We start from the raw sequence: 13920 nt of genomic DNA, 5'->3' as shown, positions 1-13920 counted from the left end.
GTCAGGAGTTGGCACGCACCCATTCTCCGATGCGGCGGACCAGCCCCGGGGTGGCCGCCGACTCCGCGTGGCCGTACCCGGGTTCGACCCACAGCTCCTTCGGCTCCCGGGCGGCCTCGTAGATCTGGTACGCGTGGTCGAGCGGGAAGAAGCCGTCCGCGTCCCCGTGCACGACCAGCAGCGGGGTGGGCGCGATGTGCGCGGCCGCCTCGTAGGGCGCCGACGGCACCGGATCCCACACGCCCTTCCTGATCCGCGTCCTCTTGCCCACCCGCGCGGCCCAGCGGCCCAGCGGCTGCTCGATCGCCCAGTGCACCTGGCGCATCGGCCGGGTCCCCCGGTAGTACCACCGCGCGGGCGCGCTGACCGCCACCACCGCGTCCGGCCCGCCCCGTGGCCGGCCGTGCCCCTCCGCGGCCCCGGCCTGCCCGTGCCGGCCCGCGTGCCGTACGGCCACCGCCGCGCCCATCGAGAACCCGACGACGGCGACCCGGGTGTAGCCGATCGTCCGCGCGTGCCGTACCGCCGCGTCCAGATCGAGGATCTCCAGATCTCCCACGGTCGACTCCCCGCCGGAGCGGCCGTGTCCCCGGAAGTCGAACGAGACCACTCCGCCGAACCCGCTGAGCACATGGGTGATCCGCCGGGTGGGGCGCTCCCGCAGCGATCCGGTGAACCCGTGCGCCAGCACGATCCCCAGGTCATCCGCGCCGCGCGGCGGGGTGTGCGCGGCGTCGATCCGGATGCCGTCCTCGGTCGTGAACATGGCGGCGAACGATGGGGCCAGAGGCATGTCCCGAGCTTAGGACGGTCGCCGCCGCCCCACGGACCCGGCCGGGTGCCGGAGAGCGGGGACGGCGCCGGGTGGAAAACCCGTCGTTCCCGGTCACGGGCCCTCCGGACTGCGGGACTCGTCGTTCCCGGTCGCGGGCCCTTTCGGACTGTGGGACTCTCGGAAGGTCGGAGACGGCCCGTACGGAGGCCGGCGGAAGCGTGTTCCGGCAGTTCCGCTACCGAAGAATGTCCGCAAACCACGCGTCCGGCGAGTGGCCGCGAGGTGAATTGGCACGCTTCGTACGGTGGACGAGTGAGAGCGATTGCGCGGATCAACTAAAATGGTAGGGCCGCACAGTCCGCGGTCAGCCTCCACGATCACAGAGTGAGACTCCATCATGCCTTTGAACAGCCGCGACGACCTGCGGAACATCGCGATCATCGCGCACGTCGACCACGGCAAGACCACTCTCGTGGATGCCATGCTCTGGCAGTCCGGAGCCTTCCGGGCCAACCAGGACGTAGATGACCGCGTCATGGACTCCAACGACCTGGAACGCGAGAAGGGCATCACCATTCTCGCGAAGAACACCGCCGTCAAGCACGGCGACATGACCCTCAACATCATCGACACCCCCGGGCACGCCGACTTCGGCGGCGAGGTCGAGCGCGGCCTGTCGATGGTCGACGGCGTCGTGCTGCTGGTGGACGCCTCCGAGGGGCCCCTGCCGCAGACCCGGTTCGTGCTGCGCAAGGCGTTCGCCGCCAAGATGCCGGTCATCCTGTGCATCAACAAGGTGGACCGCCCCGACTCCCGGATCAAGGAGGTCGTGGACGAGGTCTACGAGCTCTTCATGGATCTGGACGCCACCGAGGAGCAGATCGACTTCCCGATCGTCTACGCCTCGGCCAAGGCCGGCCGCGCCTCGCTGAACCGCCCCGACGACGCGGGGATGCCCGACTCCGAGGACCTGGAGCCGCTGTTCCAGGTCATCAAGGACACGATCCCGGCTCCGGTCTACGACCCGTCGGCCTCGCTGCAGGCGCACGTCACCAACCTGGACGCCTCGTCCTACCTGGGCAGGATCGCGCTCTGCCGCGTCCACCAGGGCACCATCAAGAAGGGCCAGCAGGTCGCCTGGTGCCGCACCGACGGCACCATCCAGAAGGTGAAGATCACCGAGCTGCTGATGACCGAGGCGCTGGAGCGCAAGCCCGCCGAGCAGGCGGGCCCCGGCGACATCATCGCCATCGCCGGCATTCCGGACATCATGATCGGTGAGACCCTGGCCGACCCCGACGACCCGCGGCCGCTGCCGCTGATCACGGTGGACGAGCCGGCGATCTCGATGACCATCGGCACCAACACCTCGCCGATGGTCGGCAAGGTCAAGGGCTCCAAGGTCACCGCCCGCATGGTCAAGGACCGGCTTGAGAAGGAGCTGGTCGGCAACGTGTCGCTGCGCGTCCTGCCGACCGACCGTCCCGACGCCTGGGAGGTGCAGGGCCGTGGTGAGCTGGCGCTGGCCATCCTGGTCGAGCAGATGCGCCGCGAGGGCTACGAGCTGACCGTCGGCAAGCCGCAGGTGGTCACCAAGACCGTCGACGGCAAGGTGCACGAGCCGGTCGAGCGCGTGACCATCGACTGCCCCGAGGAATACCTCGGCGCGATCACCCAGCTCCTGGCCGTCCGCAAGGGCCGTATGGAGCACATGACCAACCACGGCACCGGCTGGATCCGGATGGAGTTCGTGGTCCCGGCCCGCGGCCTGATCGGCTTCCGGACCGAGTTCCTGACCGAGACCCGCGGCACCGGTCTGGTGCACCACGTCTTCGAGGCCTACGAGCCGTGGTTCGGCGAGCTGCGCACCCGTAACAACGGCTCGCTGGTCGCCGACCGCTCCGGTCCGGTCACCGCCTTCGCGATGACGAACCTGCAGGAGCGCGGCATCCTGTTCGTCTCGCCGACCACCGAGGTCTACGAGGGCATGATCGTCGGTGAGAACTCGCGCTCCGACGACATGGACGTGAACATCACCAAGGAGAAGAAGCTCACCAACATGCGCTCCTCCACGGCGGACGTGACGGAGACCCTGATCCCGCCGCGCCAGCTCTCGCTGGAGCAGGCGCTGGAGTTCATCCGCGAGGACGAGTGCGTGGAGATCACTCCGGAGACCGTGCGCATCCGCAAGGTCGTCCTGGACGCCGCGGCCCGCGGGCGCTCCGCGGCCCGGGCCAAGCGCGCCAACTGACCCTCCTCGGGGAGACCGTACGACGGAGGCGCCGGACCATGGGGTCCGGCGCCTCCTCCTGCCGACCCTCAGGCGGCCGGAACGGAGCAGGGACGGTCAGGGCAGACGGATACCGGAGATGATCTTGTCGAGCTCGGCGACGAGCGGCGTGCTGGCCATCACGGTGACGACGACCCCCTTCCGCTCGACCCAGCCGACGTACCGCCCGGCGCCGAGCGCACCGTCGCCCTCCTTTGTCAGCACCCGGCGACCACCGATCGTCGCGGTCTTCACGTCTCCGGTGAAGGTCCCGTAGGTCACGGGGAGGCGCTTCAGGTTCGCGAGCTTCTTGGCGTCCGGCCAGCACAGCACGCGCACCCACAGACTCCGCTGTTCGAGGTCGGCGTTCGCCCGATCGTCCCCCCACTGGTAGCCGTACTCGGTGACGCCCCCGTGCCTGCCGGCCACCACCCCGCCGTAGGTGAAGCCCTTGGGGATGTGGCCGACGCGTACACCCTTGACAGCGGTGGCACCCCTCGCGGGCTTGTCGACCTTGGAATCATAGGAACGCTTGATCTCCGCCTTGCTCGGAGTGGGGCAGGCGGCCTTGCTTCCGGTGGCCGCGTGGGCGGAGGGCGCGGCGAACAGCGTCGCGGCGGAGGCCACGGACAGGGCGGCAATCGTGAGCGTCTTCGTCATTGTGTTCATGTACGGATTTGATGCGGCGGACGGGACAGAAGTTCGCCCCCTTCCACCACTCGGGACATCGTCGCGGCCCGGCAGGATCACGACCGCCAGGACTGACGCTGCGGCAACACGGCGGCGGCCGTACGTTCACCCCTCCTGTCCAGGTGAAACAGCCGCCGTCCGATACTCGGAAGAGGAGAAACCATCCAGGCTCCCACATGACGGGGCCGCGAAACGTACGGGGGGATCTCATGCTTCCCATGCCTCACCTGGCATTGGCGATCGCGCTCAGCGCGGGTGTGGCCGGTGTCGGGGGCACCGCCGCGGCCACACCGACGCCGCCGCCCGCCCCGCCCGGCACGTCCGTGTCGCCCCCGCCCGAGCCGTCCGGCCCGCCGGAACCGTCCACGCCGCCGGGCCAGGCCGACTCGGCACGTGCCCTCATCAAGGACGTCCAGGGCAACGTCGTCGGCATGATGCGCGTCGACAGCAGGGACGGCAAGACCCGGATCAGGGTCGCCGTCAGGGGACTGCCACCGGGATTCCACGGCTTCCACATCCACAACAAGGGCGTCTGCGATCCCAAGTCGACCGATCCCGCCACCGGCAGCCCGTTCTTCAGCGCGGGCGTCCACCTCAACCCCGGCTCGGACTCGCACCCCGGCCACTCCGGTGACCTGCCGTCCCTCCTGGTCGGCAAGGACGGCGCCGGTAGGGCCACCGCCGTGACCGACCGTTTCCAGGTGCGGCAGCTCCTCACCGGGAACGGCACGTCCATCGTCATCCACGCCCGGCCGGACAATCAGGCCAACATTCCCGAACGCTACGGCGTCAACGGCTCGCCCGGCCCGGACGCCGAAACGCTCAAGACCGGCGACTCCGGTGCCCGTATCGCCTGCGGCGTGATCAGCGCGCAGTAGCAGCCCGGATCGGGAGGCCCGCGACCGACGCGTCATGACCGCGATCGCGGGCTTTCCTGAGCGTCCACGTCCGGTGGCCGCCGCCGGGATGAACGTATCGGTGCGGATCAGCGCATCGCGCCCAAGCAGATGAGATTTTCCGCCGCTTTGAAATGGTTACCGGGGTAGCGTATCCAGACACGGCCCTTCACGGACTTCACCACCGGCGGCATGCCGGCGATCGCGAAAACGGTCTGGCCATTCGAGGTCATCTCCGTCGAGACGTCACCGCCCAGCATGCCAACGGCCCTCAACGAGAGAATGGCAGAGGAGAGATGGACTCGAACGATCTCGCGTGGCGGAAATCGAGCCTCAGCGGCAGCAACGGCGGCGACTGCGTCGAGGTCGCCGCGCTCGAGGACACCTCCTACCGGCCGGTGCACAAGCAGGGCGCCACCCATGCCGTGCGCGACAGCAAAGACCCGTCCGGCCCCGTCCTCTACTTCGACCTGGTCGAGTGGAATTCCTTCATCGACCGCGTGAAGACATCTGAATTCCACCTTGCGCCGCTGACCGTTCCCTGACATTCGATTCCCGCGGGCAGGTCCCCCGGGTTTTCACGATCCGGTGTTCCTCAACCGGATGGATTCCCGGCGCTCGCCCGCGGTCCGCCGGTCGAGTTCGGTGTCTCCGAAATACTCCCTGCCCGGGGTGAGCGCCTTGCCGTACATCTCGGAAAGTGTCACGAACGTGTAGCCGGCGGCGGTGAGCCGCTCCAGCACCTGGGGAGCGGCCTCGACGGTGGTGGGGTGGATATCGTGCATGAGCACGACGGAGCCCCGCGCGGCGCGGCTCGCACGCTGGATGACGACCAGACTGTCGCGGTCGCGCCAGTCCATGGTGTCGAGGCTCCACAGGATCTGGGCGAGGCCCTTGCGGCGGGCCACCGCGGTGACGCGCTGGTTGGTCGCTCCGTACGGCGGGCGCATGAGGCTCATCCAGCGGCCGGTCGCGTGGTGGACGATCTGCTGGGTGCGGCTCAGCTCGCCCCTGACCCCGGCGTCCGACAGCGCGGTGAGCTGGGCGTGGCTCCAGGTGTGGTTGCCTATCTCGTGCCCTTCGCTCACCATCCGGCGGAGGGTGAGCGGGCCGTCCGCCGCCACCATCTGGCCGATCACGAAGAAGGTCGCCCTGGCGTGGTATTCGGCGAGGACGTCGAGCAGTCGCCCGGTGTACGGTCCCGGGCCGTCGTCATAGGTCAGGGCCACGCACCGGACCTTCCTGCAGTCGATGTGGCGCTCCGCCGGGGAGGCGGGATGCCCGTTCCCGGGCCACTGGGGCTGGATCGCGGTCAGCTTCTCGGCCAGCGCCCTGGGGTCGACCCGCGGAGGGGTGAGTGCGGGAGGGGCCGGCGGAACGTCCTGGGACCTCATCCGGGCGATGGGAGGGGCGCATCCGCCGAGAGCCAGGATCAGAGCCATCGGAACGATCCATAGCCGCATGCTTCCCCCAAGAAAGCAGCGCGGGGCTACGGATAATCCTCAGCCGCGTCACCCCGCAAGATCTTGGCCAGGTCCTCCCACCAGGATGGGACATCGCCCTGTAATTCGGTGTATCGACGCGCCACCCGAACGGCACATCCACCGGGATCCGTACCCAGATGCCGACGTTTTACCTGACCTTCCTGCCAACGGTAGAAACCGTCTCTGAAACGTATGACCAGCCCTATCCATACGGACAGGATTCCGTCGTCCCCCACCTCATGGACACCGGTCACGCCGAGCTCTTTCAGCTCGATGCGGAGCCGGTCTATCGCGGCCTGGGGCTCGCTCACCGGTCACCTCGTGTGTCAGATGGACGAGTGCGGCTGGGCACGTGTTCGCGGCCCGGCGGAGTCGACACGCCGATACGGAAGACCGAAAGCGACATAGTGTAATGATGCGGCTTCGGCTTGTGGTCGGAAAGCCGTTCAACACTATTGGTCGGGAGTCCCCTGAGGCTCCGTGACCACCATGGTGAAGCGCAGCGGCACGTCTCCGTGGTTGGCGTATCTGTGCGGCCGGTCGGCACTGAACACCACCGCGTCGTCCACCCGGACGACGTGGCTCGCGCCGTACACCGACAGGGTCAGCTCCCCGGCGAGGACGGTCAGCATCTCGCGGGTGCCCGGCGGGTGGGCGTCACCGTCATAGTGCTCGCCCGGGGCCTGACGCCAGTCCCACAGTTCCAGGATGGACGGCGAGTCGGTGCCGACCAGCAGCCGCGCGGAACTCGCCTCGCCGTGCGGGAAGGTGACGACGTCGGCGGCGTGGACGACCTGGACGACGGGGGTGTCGGAGACCTCCACCATCCGCGCGACCGTCACGCCGAGCGCGTCGGCGATGCGGGTGAGCGTGTTGATGCTGGGGTTGGTCCGCCCCTGCTCGACCTGGATGAGCATGCCCCGGCTCACCCCCGAGCGTGCGGCAAGCTCGTCGAGCGTCATCCGCCGGTGGGCCCGCTGGGCCCGGACGTTGCTGGCGACCGCCGCAGTGATCGTCTCTGGATCCATGAGTCCAGTCTAGTGAACTGGATTTGCAGTGGAGTGCCCTCCATCTGATGTACTAGGAGTTCAATCTATTGAACTGGGGTGAAGGATGAGCGCTGTGGTGCTGGCGACGGTCTGCGCGGTGGTGTACGGCACCGCGGACTTCTTCGGCGGCCTGGCCACCCGGCGCTCGCGGGTGCTGGCCGTGGTGGTGCTCGCTCAGACGGCCGGCCTGGCACTCGTGACCGCGCTTCTGCCGTTCCTGCCGGGGGCCCTCACCATACGAGGACTGGCCTGGGGGGTGGCGGCCGGATTGTCCGGCACTGTCGGGCTGGTGCTGTTCTACCGGGCGCTCGCCACCGGCGTGATGTCGGTGGTGGCGCCCATCACCGCGACCACCTCGGCCGCGCTGCCCGTGGTGTTCGGACTGGCCACCGGGGACCGGCCGGAACCGATGGCGCTGGGCGGCGTGGCACTCGCCCTGGCCGCCATCCTGCTGATCAGCCGCGACTCCTCACCTGCGGCGGCCGGCCGCGGCCCGGTCCTGGCCGCGCTCGCCGCGGGGGCGGGTTTCGGAGGCTTCTTCGTCCTGCTGTCGCAGGCTCCCGACGACAGCGGCATGTGGCCGCTGTTCGGCGCGCGGCTGGTTTCGATCACCGTCATCGCCCTGCTGGCCCTGGGCACCCGCCGCACGCTGCGGCCCGGTCCGGGCGCTCTGCACATCATCGTCGCCGCCGGGAGCCTCGACATGGTCGCCAACGTGCTCTTCATGCTCGCCCAGCAGCGCGGCATGCTGAGTCTCGTGGCCGTCGTGGTCTCCCTCTATCCGGCGAGCACCCTGCTGCTGGCCCGTCAGGTGCTGGGCGAGCGGCTCAACACGGTCCAACTGGTGGGAATCGGCTGCACGCTCGCCGCCGTGGCGCTGATAGCGGCGAGCTGAAGGACCCGGACACGTCCCGCGGGGCGGGAAGAGCGGGGAGTCAGGCGGCCTGCGGCTGCGCGGGGATCCGGAACCCGCCCTCTTCGACGGCGTAGTCCTCAAGCATGGTCCGGAGCTGACGGCGGCCCCGGTGCAGGCGGGACATGACCGTGCCGATGGGCGTGCCCATCCGCTCGGCGATCTCCTTGTAGGCGAAGCCCTCCACGTCGGCCAGGTAGACCGCGACCCGGAAGTCCTCGGGCAGGGAGCGCAGCGCGTTCATCACGGCACTGTCGGGAAGCTGCTCCAGAGCCTCGGTCTCGGCGGACTTGAGCCCGGAGGACATGTGGGACTCGGCGGCGGCGAGCTGCCAGTCCTCGACCTCCTCGGTGGCCGAGAGCTTGGGCGAACGCTGCTTCTTGCGGTAGTCGTTGATGAAGTTGTTGGTGAGGATGCGGTGCAGCCACGCCTTGAGGTTGGTGCCCTCACGGAACTGGTGGTAGGAGGCGAACGCCTTGGTGACGGTCTCCTGGACGAGGTCCTCGGCGTCGGCGGAGTTGCGGGTCAGACGCATCGCAGACGCGTAGAGCTGGTTGGTGACCGGCACGACGTCGCGCTCGAACCAGTCCTGGCGCTGCTCTTCGGTCATCGTGATCACGCGTTCCCCCTCGTACTGTTCCCCCCGTCACCGGCCGGCACAGGCATGACGTACCCTTCCCGACGGCTTATGGCATGCTCGCAGGCTCTCCGTAAAGGTGCCGTTAAGAGCGGTCATGGCTGGTCAGGGGGGCAGATGGTCGCTGAGCCGATGGCGGGTGCAACACGCCCCACAGCCAGACAAGTCTCATTAGCGTAACATCTCCCTCCAAAATTCACCGATCGTGTGTCCATCATCACATAACCCCAGCTAGCGGTAGCTTTGCGCCATGGAATCCATGGATCGACACGACCTCGGAACCCGCCCGTAGGTGGCCGAGGCCATCCGCCGAGTCGGGGCCGCCGCTCATCGGCGCTGCGACACTCATCTTCACGTCTTCCCGCTTCCCCCGCGGCGGGAGGTAAACCTCTATCCGAAGGACGAGTCCGGCCACCCGCCCGGTTCCCTCCCCGGCTCCCGTATCCAGGGCATCGACCGCCGAACGCGGACCGGACGGCGCCCCCACCCGGAGGAGCCGAGGTCCCTCCCCACCCGGCTCCAGCCTCGATCCCGTCAGGCGCCGTCCCGCTGCGCGTTCTTCCTGGCGATGGCGTCCACGACCTCGGAGACGTGGGGACCGCACACGGGGTCGAGGGAGCGACGGCCGGAGAACCAGGTGGTCTGGATCACGAAGTCGGCCGGATGTCCACATAGACACGTACCGGGAAATTCCGGGTCTGCCGGTAGGACCGCTGAGCGGTGAGTCACCATGGCCCTGACTTTAGTCCGCTTTGACCGGGTGCCTGAAAGAAGCGGGAAACTCGGCGCGGGATCCTCAACGGAGGGTCCCGCCACCTGCGCCGTCAGACCGCTTGCACGGCACAGGCGGCCGGGTCGGACACTCCTGGAGTGTCCCCGGCCGCCTGTGACCGGACGGGTCAGGCCGCCTTCGCCGGATCGACCTCGAAGGTGGTGGCGAGGTCGTCGAGGATGGCGTGGGCGCCCTGGATGCCGACGGCAGTCATCCAGGTGACGTCGGCCACGTCGTGCTTGGTGCCCTTGAGCTTGTCCCAGAGCGGGTTGGCCTCGAACTTCTTCTTGATCGGCTCGACCGCCGGGTCGGCGTAGGCCGCGACGAAGATGTGGTCGGCGTCGAGCTGGGAGATGTTCTCCTGGCTGATGTTCACGGCGATCGTCTCGGTGGTGGTCGGCTGCCCCTCGGGGCGGGGGAACCCGACGTCCTTCAGCACCAGGCCGGAGTAGGAGTTCTCCACGTAGAGGCGGACGGTCGGCTCACCGGCGAAGCGGACCACCGAGACGGTGGGCAGCGCGCCGTCCTTGGCCTTGATGGACGCCCCGATCGTGGCGGCACGGTCCTGATATGCCGTGATCTTCTGATCGGCGAGGTCCTCCTTGCCCAGGGCCTGCCCCACGAGCCGGAGGTTCTCCTTCCAGATGGCACCCGTGGTCTCGCTGAACACCGTCGGCGCGATCTGCGACAGCTTGTCGTACAGCGCCTCATGGCGGACCTTGGCAGAGACGATCAGGTCGGGCTTGAGCGCGATGATCTGCTCCAGGCTCGGCTGCTCCAGGGTGCCGACCGGCTTGGCCTCCTTGGCGTGGCCGAGGACCGGAGCCAGATAGTCGGGAAGCTTCTCATCGATCGCCCGGTAGGTGGTGAAGCCGACGACGTCGGTGTCCAGGGTCAGCACCGCGTCCACGAAGCTCTGGTCGAGGGCCACGACCCTCTTGGGCTGGGCCGGGATGCTCGTCTCGCCCATGGCGTGCTTCACCGTGCGGGGGAACGCCGTCGCGCCGCTCGCCGCCGGTGCGGCGGTCGTGTCACCGGCACCGGCCGCCGGGCTGGGAGTGCTCGACCCGCAGGCGGCGAGGCCGACGGCGAGTACGGCTCCCGCCACCCCGGCGGTCAGGGCGCGCAACGCTCTCATTTCAAGGATCCCCTTCAAAGTAAGGCCAACCTAATTTAGCTTAGCCATACCTAAACTGACATACTTATCCAGGATCCGGCAAATGAGGGAGGAAAACGGGTGAGCACCGCGGTAGCCACCGCGCGGCCATTGCCGCCCGGCAGGCCTCGAAAGTCCGGAAGGAAGCGCCTGGCCGTGCTGGCCGTGCTGCTCGGCGCCCTCCTGGTGACGATCGTACTGAGCTTTGCGATCGGTGCGAAGCCGGTCCCGCTGAACGACGTGTGGCACGCGCTGACCGGTCCGACAGGCACCGAGAACGACATCGTCATCAGGTCGCTGCGCATCCCCAGGACCGCCGTCGGCGTGCTGGCCGGGATCGCGCTCGGCGTCGCGGGCGCGCTCATGCAGGGCCACACCCGCAACCCGCTGGCCGATCCCGGGCTCCTCGGCGTCACCCAGGGCGCCGCGTTCGCGATGGTGCTCAGCATCATCGTGCTCGGCGTCACCAATCTGTACGGCTACATCTGGTTCGGCCTGGCCGGAGCGCTGGTCGCCAGCGTGGGGGTCTTCGCCCTCGGCATGGCCGGCGGGCGCGGCGCCCCCACCCCCGTGACGCTGGCCCTCGCGGGCACCGCGGTCAGTGCCTTCCTCTACGCCCTCACCTCGGCGCTGGTCCTGATGGATCAGCAGGCCATGGACGTCTTCCGCTTCTGGCAGTCGGGCTCGATCGCGGGGCGGGGCACCGACGTCGTCTGGCAGGTGCTTCCGTTCATCGCCGTCGGCCTGGTCCTGGCCATGGTCAACGCGCCCGGCCTCAACGCGCTCTCCCTCGGCGAGGACGTCGCCCGTTCCCTCGGTCAGAACGTCACCCTCACCCGGACCGTCGGCGTGACCGCGATCACGCTGCTCAGCGGGGCCTCCGTCGCGGCCTGCGGCGCGCTGGCCTTCCTCGGCCTGATGGTCCCGCACCTGGCCCGCCCGCTGTCCGGGCCGGATCACCGGTGGCTGCTGCCGTACTCCGGACTGATCGGCGCCGCCGCCCTGCTCGGCGCCGACGTGGTCGGCCGGATGGTCGCCCGTCCCGGCGAACTGGAGGTCGGTGTCGTGCTCGCCCTGCTCGGCGCGCCATTCTTCGTCGCCCTGGTCCGTCGCAGAAAGCCGATCCGCCTGTGACCTCTCCCTCCGTACGGCTCACGCACGAACGGCCGCTGCGGGCCGGCTCGGCCTCCTGGCTGCTGCGGGTGCGTTCCGTCGTCGTGGCGCTGATCCTGCTGGCCGCCGCGGTGCTGCTGATGGCACTCGGCATGCGCATCGGCGACATCCCGATGAGCGTCCCCGAGGTGTTCCAGGCGATCACCGGCGACGGCTCGAACCACTTCGTCGTGATGGAGCTCCGGCTCCCCCGCGCCCTGACCGGCGTCCTCGTCGGCGCGGCCCTCGCCCTGGCCGGCGCGATCACCCAGGCCATCGCCCGCAACCCACTGGCCAGTCCCGACATCCTCGGCGTCACCACCGGCTCCAGCGTGGCCGTGGTCGCGGCCATCGTGACCGCCGGAAGCACGGCGGGCGGGGCCAGCGGCACCCTGGCCTCCGTGGGCGTCCCCCTCACCGCCCTGCTGGGCGGCCTCATCGGGGCACTGGCCGTCTATCTGCTGGCCTGGCGCAAGGGACTGGACGGTTACCGCCTGGTGCTGGTCGGCATCGGTGTCTCGGCGGTGTTCACCAACGTCAAATACTGGCTGCTGACGATCGGGGACGTCACCGACAGCAGCCGGGCCATGGTCTGGATCAGTGGTTCGCTGAACGGCCGGGGCTGGGAGCACGTCGTCCCGGTCACGCTCGCACTCGCCGTGCTCGTCCCGCCCGCGCTGGTCGGCACCCGCTCGCTCGGCGCGCTGCGCTTCGGCGACGACACCGTGACCGGGCTGGGGATCCGGATGAACCTGGCCAGGGGCCTGATGATCCTCGCCGCCGTCCTGCTCGCAGCGGTGGCCACCGCCGCGGCCGGGCCCATCGCGTTCGTCGCCCTGGCGGCTCCGCAGATCGCGCTGCGGCTGGCCGGGGTGGCCCAGCCGCCGCTGGTCGTCTCGGCCCTCGCCGGAGCCGTGCTCACCGCCGCGGCCGACCTGATCGCACGGACCCTGTTCAGCCCCGCCGAACTGCCGGTGGGTGTGGTCACCGCGGTCCTCGGTGCTCCCTACCTGATCTATCTCCTGATCCGTGTACGCAGAAAGGGACGATCGTGAGACTACAGGCCGTCGACGTCAAGCTCGGCTACGGCGACCGCGTGATCGTCGAAGGGCTCGACCTCGGGATCGAGCCCGGGACGGTGACCACGATCATCGGGCCGAACGGGTGCGGCAAGTCCACCCTGCTGCGCGCGTTGGGACGATTGCTGCGGCCCTCGGGCGGCGAGGTGCTGCTGGACGGCAAGCGCATCGACAAGATGCCCACGAAAGAGGTCGCCAAGGTCCTGGGCGTGCTGCCGCAGGCGCCGACTGCCCCGGAAGGGCTGACCGTGGCCGACCTGGTGACCAGGGGACGGCATCCGCATCAGACGTGGTACCGGCAGTGGTCGTCCGACGACGAGGCCGCGGTCAATGAGGCGCTGTCCATGACCGGCCTGCTGGACCTGGCGGAGCGTCCGCTGGACGAGCTGTCCGGCGGGCAGCGCCAGCGGGCGTGGATCTCGATGGCCCTGGCCCAGGGCACCGACCTGCTGCTGCTCGACGAGCCGACGACCTTCCTCGACCTGGCCCACCAGGTCGAGGTCCTGGAACTGGTCCGCAGGCTCCACCGTGAGCACGGCCGTACCGTCGTCATGGTCCTGCACGACCTCAACCTGGCCGCCCGCTACGCCGACCGCCTGGTGGCCATGCGCGACGGCAGGATCATCGCCGCCGGACCGCCGCACGACGTGCTCACCGAGCCCCTCCTCGCGGAGGTCTTCGACCTCGACGCCAAGGTGATCGAGGACCCGGTGGCCGGGACTCCACTGGTCGTCCCGGTCGGCATCCGGCACTGACCGGTCGCGGGACCCCCACCCGCGTCACGGGAACCGACCTCCGTCACCGTCCGGGCACGGACTCGCCCGCGTCACGGGAACCGGCCTCCGTCACCCTCCAGGCACGAGACCCCACCCGCGTCATGGGAAGGGACGGCGCCGCCCCGTGGGAGGCGACGGACGCTCCCGCACCCGCCGGCGGCCCCGCAACCGGCGGCCTGACGCCGAGTCAGGACCGGATGCGGCGATTATCGCGGCGGCCCTTGATCCGCTGTTGGTCCGAGCGTATGTTCCTCCCAACATTCGAGTGCGCC

15 protein-coding genes are annotated in these 13920 nt (G+C 69.3%); 7 read left to right on the top strand and 8 right to left on the bottom strand.

Features of this window, described 5'->3' with window-relative positions:
* Window position 1: 1 nt before the first annotated feature.
* The gene (locus tag OHA77_RS28435; RefSeq protein ID WP_406312471.1) at window positions 2–793 is read right to left on the bottom strand and encodes an alpha/beta hydrolase; all 792 of its coding nucleotides are present in this window, start codon (window positions 791–793) and stop codon (window positions 2–4) included.
* 379 nt (window positions 794–1172) lie between these two features.
* On the opposite strand from OHA77_RS28435, the gene typA reads away from it, so the two are divergent.
* Window positions 1173–3026 (top strand): translational GTPase TypA, encoded by a 1854-nt coding sequence (gene typA / locus OHA77_RS28430; protein WP_406312470.1) that lies wholly within the window; start codon window positions 1173–1175, stop codon window positions 3024–3026.
* A 96-nt stretch (window positions 3027–3122) separates the two neighbouring features.
* Here typA and OHA77_RS28425 read toward each other — a convergent pair whose 3' ends face one another.
* Window positions 3123–3713, bottom strand: a complete 591-nt coding sequence (locus OHA77_RS28425; protein WP_406312468.1) for a hypothetical protein — start codon at window positions 3711–3713, stop codon at window positions 3123–3125.
* A gap of 239 nt (window positions 3714–3952) precedes the next feature.
* Between OHA77_RS28425 and OHA77_RS28420 the strand changes: the two genes are divergently transcribed.
* On the top strand, window positions 3953–4612 hold the full coding sequence (locus OHA77_RS28420; RefSeq protein ID WP_406312467.1) for a superoxide dismutase family protein: 660 nt from the start codon (window positions 3953–3955) through the stop codon (window positions 4610–4612).
* 107 nt (window positions 4613–4719) lie between these two features.
* Here the strand turns inward: OHA77_RS28420 and OHA77_RS28415 are convergent, their stop codons facing one another.
* Window positions 4720–4890 carry a hypothetical protein gene (locus OHA77_RS28415; protein WP_406312466.1) on the bottom strand — a complete coding sequence of 57 codons (171 nt, stop codon included), beginning with the start codon at window positions 4888–4890 and terminating at the stop codon, window positions 4720–4722.
* Window positions 4891–4926: 36 nt separating this feature from the next.
* On the opposite strand from OHA77_RS28415, the gene OHA77_RS28410 reads away from it, so the two are divergent.
* Window positions 4927–5175 carry a DUF397 domain-containing protein gene (locus OHA77_RS28410; RefSeq protein WP_326825134.1) on the top strand — a complete coding sequence of 83 codons (249 nt, stop codon included), beginning with the start codon at window positions 4927–4929 and terminating at the stop codon, window positions 5173–5175.
* 33 nt (window positions 5176–5208) lie between these two features.
* On the opposite strand, the gene OHA77_RS28405 is transcribed toward OHA77_RS28410, so the two are convergent.
* The 3 genes from OHA77_RS28405 to OHA77_RS28395 all read right to left on the bottom strand — a co-directional run bounded on the left by OHA77_RS28405 (window position 5209) and on the right by OHA77_RS28395 (window position 7142).
* Window positions 5209–6072, bottom strand: coding sequence for a polysaccharide deacetylase family protein (locus OHA77_RS28405; protein WP_406312465.1), 864 nt, complete (start codon window positions 6070–6072; stop codon window positions 5209–5211).
* 47 nt (window positions 6073–6119) lie between these two features.
* Complete coding sequence (locus OHA77_RS28400) at window positions 6120–6425, bottom strand: hypothetical protein (protein ID WP_326825136.1); 306 nt, start codon at window positions 6423–6425, stop codon at window positions 6120–6122.
* 141 nt (window positions 6426–6566) lie between these two features.
* Window positions 6567–7142 (bottom strand): helix-turn-helix domain-containing protein, encoded by a 576-nt coding sequence (locus tag OHA77_RS28395; RefSeq protein ID WP_406312464.1) that lies wholly within the window; start codon window positions 7140–7142, stop codon window positions 6567–6569.
* Between the two features lie 85 nt (window positions 7143–7227).
* On the opposite strand from OHA77_RS28395, the gene OHA77_RS28390 reads away from it, so the two are divergent.
* Window positions 7228–8058, top strand: a complete 831-nt coding sequence (locus OHA77_RS28390; RefSeq protein WP_406312463.1) for an EamA family transporter — start codon at window positions 7228–7230, stop codon at window positions 8056–8058.
* 40 nt (window positions 8059–8098) lie between these two features.
* On the opposite strand, the gene OHA77_RS28385 is transcribed toward OHA77_RS28390, so the two are convergent.
* The gene (locus tag OHA77_RS28385) at window positions 8099–8686 is read right to left on the bottom strand and encodes a sigma-70 family RNA polymerase sigma factor (RefSeq protein WP_406319887.1); all 588 of its coding nucleotides are present in this window, start codon (window positions 8684–8686) and stop codon (window positions 8099–8101) included.
* 926 nt (window positions 8687–9612) lie between these two features.
* Entirely contained in the window at window positions 9613–10623 is a 1011-nt protein-coding gene (locus tag OHA77_RS28380) for an ABC transporter substrate-binding protein (RefSeq protein WP_406312462.1), read from the bottom strand.
* A 99-nt stretch (window positions 10624–10722) separates the two neighbouring features.
* Here OHA77_RS28380 and OHA77_RS28375 point away from each other — a divergent pair, with 99 nt between their 5' ends.
* Genes OHA77_RS28375 through OHA77_RS28365 form a run of 3 tightly spaced genes read left to right on the top strand, consistent with a single transcriptional unit; the run spans window position 10723 to window position 13627 of the window.
* Window positions 10723–11775, top strand: a complete 1053-nt coding sequence (locus OHA77_RS28375; protein ID WP_406312461.1) for a FecCD family ABC transporter permease — start codon at window positions 10723–10725, stop codon at window positions 11773–11775.
* Window positions 11772–12848, top strand: a complete 1077-nt coding sequence (locus OHA77_RS28370) for a FecCD family ABC transporter permease (RefSeq protein ID WP_406312460.1) — start codon at window positions 11772–11774, stop codon at window positions 12846–12848. The genes OHA77_RS28375 and OHA77_RS28370 overlap by 4 nt, the downstream gene beginning before the upstream one ends.
* Entirely contained in the window at window positions 12845–13627 is a 783-nt protein-coding gene (locus tag OHA77_RS28365; protein WP_406312459.1) for an ABC transporter ATP-binding protein, read from the top strand. Before OHA77_RS28370 ends, OHA77_RS28365 begins: the two co-directional genes overlap by 4 nt.
* Window positions 13628–13920: the final 293 nt, after the last annotated feature.

This window comes from Streptosporangium sp. NBC_01639, from assembly GCF_045209755.1.
Classification (GTDB): Bacteria; Actinomycetota; Actinomycetes; order Streptosporangiales; family Streptosporangiaceae; genus Streptosporangium.
This window is presented reverse-complemented; position numbering and strand designations above follow the sequence as displayed.

Excerpts from the sequence above, each read along its gene's own strand:
- OHA77_RS28405 (WP_406312465.1), bottom strand. The coding sequence starts at position 6,072 with ATGGCTCTGATCCTGGCTCTCGGCGGATGCGCCCCTCCCATCGCCCGG.
- OHA77_RS28385 (WP_406319887.1), bottom strand. The coding sequence starts at position 8,686 with ATGACCGAAGAGCAGCGCCAGGACTGGTTCGAGCGCGACGTCGTGCCG.
- OHA77_RS28420 (WP_406312467.1), top strand. The coding sequence starts at position 3,953 with ATGCCTCACCTGGCATTGGCGATCGCGCTCAGCGCGGGTGTGGCCGGT.
- OHA77_RS28410 (WP_326825134.1), top strand. The coding sequence starts at position 4,927 with ATGGACTCGAACGATCTCGCGTGGCGGAAATCGAGCCTCAGCGGCAGC.
- OHA77_RS28395 (WP_406312464.1), bottom strand. The coding sequence starts at position 7,142 with ATGGATCCAGAGACGATCACTGCGGCGGTCGCCAGCAACGTCCGGGCC.
- OHA77_RS28390 (WP_406312463.1), top strand. The coding sequence starts at position 7,228 with ATGAGCGCTGTGGTGCTGGCGACGGTCTGCGCGGTGGTGTACGGCACC.
- typA (WP_406312470.1), top strand. The coding sequence starts at position 1,173 with ATGCCTTTGAACAGCCGCGACGACCTGCGGAACATCGCGATCATCGCG.
- OHA77_RS28415 (WP_406312466.1), bottom strand. The coding sequence starts at position 4,890 with ATGCTGGGCGGTGACGTCTCGACGGAGATGACCTCGAATGGCCAGACC.
- OHA77_RS28380 (WP_406312462.1), bottom strand. The coding sequence starts at position 10,623 with ATGAGAGCGTTGCGCGCCCTGACCGCCGGGGTGGCGGGAGCCGTACTC.
- OHA77_RS28425 (WP_406312468.1), bottom strand. The coding sequence starts at position 3,713 with ATGAACACAATGACGAAGACGCTCACGATTGCCGCCCTGTCCGTGGCC.
- OHA77_RS28435 (WP_406312471.1), bottom strand. The coding sequence starts at position 793 with ATGCCTCTGGCCCCATCGTTCGCCGCCATGTTCACGACCGAGGACGGC.